The sequence below is a fragment of the Pseudomonas sp. 2725 genome, assembly GCF_050434585.1.
Lineage (GTDB): Bacteria > Pseudomonadota > Gammaproteobacteria > Pseudomonadales > Pseudomonadaceae > Aquipseudomonas > Aquipseudomonas jessenii.
The window spans coordinates 1-2369 of record NZ_JBNDIV010000020.1 but is presented as its reverse complement, the minus strand read 5'-3'; the positions used below and the strand labels follow the sequence as shown (position 1 = coordinate 2369).

Annotated in this window: 1 rRNA gene; it reads right to left on the bottom strand. The window is 52.4% G+C overall.

Annotation, left to right across the window (positions count from 1 at the left end):
* Nucleotides 1-19 precede the first annotated feature (19 nt).
* Nucleotides 20-2369, bottom strand: a 23S ribosomal RNA gene (locus tag ABIE16_RS28705); the annotation flags it as partial.

Sequence of the window (2369 nt, the reverse complement as noted above, 5' to 3'; positions counted from 1 at the left end):
CAAATTGCTTGGGTGTTATATGGTCAAGCCTCACGGGCAATTAGTATTGGTTAGCTCAACGCCTCACAGCGCTTACACACCCAACCTATCAACGTCGTAGTCTTCGACGGCCCTTCAGGGGACTCAAGGTCCCAGTGAGATCTCATCTTGAGGCAAGTTTCCCGCTTAGATGCTTTCAGCGGTTATCTTTTCCGAACATAGCTACCCGGCAATGCCACTGGCGTGACAACCGGAACACCAGAGGTTCGTCCACTCCGGTCCTCTCGTACTAGGAGCAGCCCCTCTCAAATCTCAAACGTCCACGGCAGATAGGGACCGAACTGTCTCACGACGTTCTAAACCCAGCTCGCGTACCACTTTAAATGGCGAACAGCCATACCCTTGGGACCGGCTTCAGCCCCAGGATGTGATGAGCCGACATCGAGGTGCCAAACACCGCCGTCGATATGAACTCTTGGGCGGTATCAGCCTGTTATCCCCGGAGTACCTTTTATCCGTTGAGCGATGGCCCTTCCATACAGAACCACCGGATCACTAAGACCTACTTTCGTACCTGCTCGACGTGTCTGTCTCGCAGTCAAGCGCGCTTTTGCCTTTATACTCTACGACCGATTTCCGACCGGTCTGAGCGCACCTTCGTACTCCTCCGTTACTCTTTAGGAGGAGACCGCCCCAGTCAAACTACCCACCATACACTGTCCTCGATCCGGATAACGGACCTGAGTTAGAACCTCAAAGTTGCCAGGGTGGTATTTCAAGGATGGCTCCACGCGAACTGGCGTCCACGCTTCAAAGCCTCCCACCTATCCTACACAAGCAAATTCAAAGTCCAGTGCAAAGCTATAGTAAAGGTTCACGGGGTCTTTCCGTCTAGCCGCGGATACACTGCATCTTCACAGCGATTTCAATTTCACTGAGTCTCGGGTGGAGACAGCGCCGCCATCGTTACGCCATTCGTGCAGGTCGGAACTTACCCGACAAGGAATTTCGCTACCTTAGGACCGTTATAGTTACGGCCGCCGTTTACCGGGGCTTCGATCAAGAGCTTCGCGTTAGCTAACCCCATCAATTAACCTTCCGGCACCGGGCAGGCGTCACACCCTATACGTCCACTTTCGTGTTTGCAGAGTGCTGTGTTTTTAATAAACAGTCGCAGCGGCCTGGTATCTTCGACCGGCGTGGGCTTACGCAGTAAATGCTTCACCCTCACCGGCGCACCTTCTCCCGAAGTTACGGTGCCATTTTGCCTAGTTCCTTCACCCGAGTTCTCTCAAGCGCCTTGGTATTCTCTACCCAACCACCTGTGTCGGTTTGGGGTACGGTTCCTGGTTACCTGAAGCTTAGAAGCTTTTCTTGGAAGCATGGCATCAACCACTTCGTGTTCCAAAGGAACACTCGTCATCAGCTCTCGGCCTTAAGATCCCGGATTTACCTAAGATCTCAGCCTACCACCTTAAACTTGGACAACCAACGCCAAGCTGGCCTAGCCTTCTCCGTCCCTCCATCGCAATAACCAGAAGTACAGGAATATTAACCTGTTTTCCATCGACTACGCTTTTCAGCCTCGCCTTAGGGACCGACTAACCCTGCGTCGATTAACGTTGCGCAGGAAACCTTGGTCTTTCGGCGTGGGTGTTTTTCACACCCATTGTCGTTACTCATGTCAGCATTCGCACTTCTGATACCTCCAGCAAGCTTCTCAACTCACCTTCACAGGCTTACAGAACGCTCCTCTACCGCATCACCTAAGTGATACCCGTAGCTTCGGTGTATGGTTTGAGCCCCGTTACATCTTCCGCGCAGGCCGACTCGACTAGTGAGCTATTACGCTTTCTTTAAAGGGTGGCTGCTTCTAAGCCAACCTCCTAGCTGTCTAAGCCTTCCCACATCGTTTCCCACTTAACCATAACTTTGGGACCTTAGCTGACGGTCTGGGTTGTTTCCCTTTTCACGACGGACGTTAGCACCCGCCGTGTGTCTCCCATGCTCGGCACTTGTAGGTATTCGGAGTTTGCATCGGTTTGGTAAGTCGGGATGACCCCCTAGCCGAAACAGTGCTCTACCCCCTACAGTGATACATGAGGCGCTACCTAAATAGCTTTCGAGGAGAACCAGCTATCTCCGAGCTTGATTAGCCTTTCACTCCGATCCACAGGTCATCCGCTAACTTTTCAACGGTAGTCGGTTCGGTCCTCCAGTCAGTGTTACCTAACCTTCAACCTGCCCATGGATAGATCGCCCGGTTTCGGGTCTATTCCCAGCGACTAGACGCCCTATTAAGACTCGCTTTCGCTACGCCTCCCCTATTCGGTTAAGCTCGCCACTGAAAATAAGTCGCTGACCCATTATACAAAAGGTACGCAGTCACC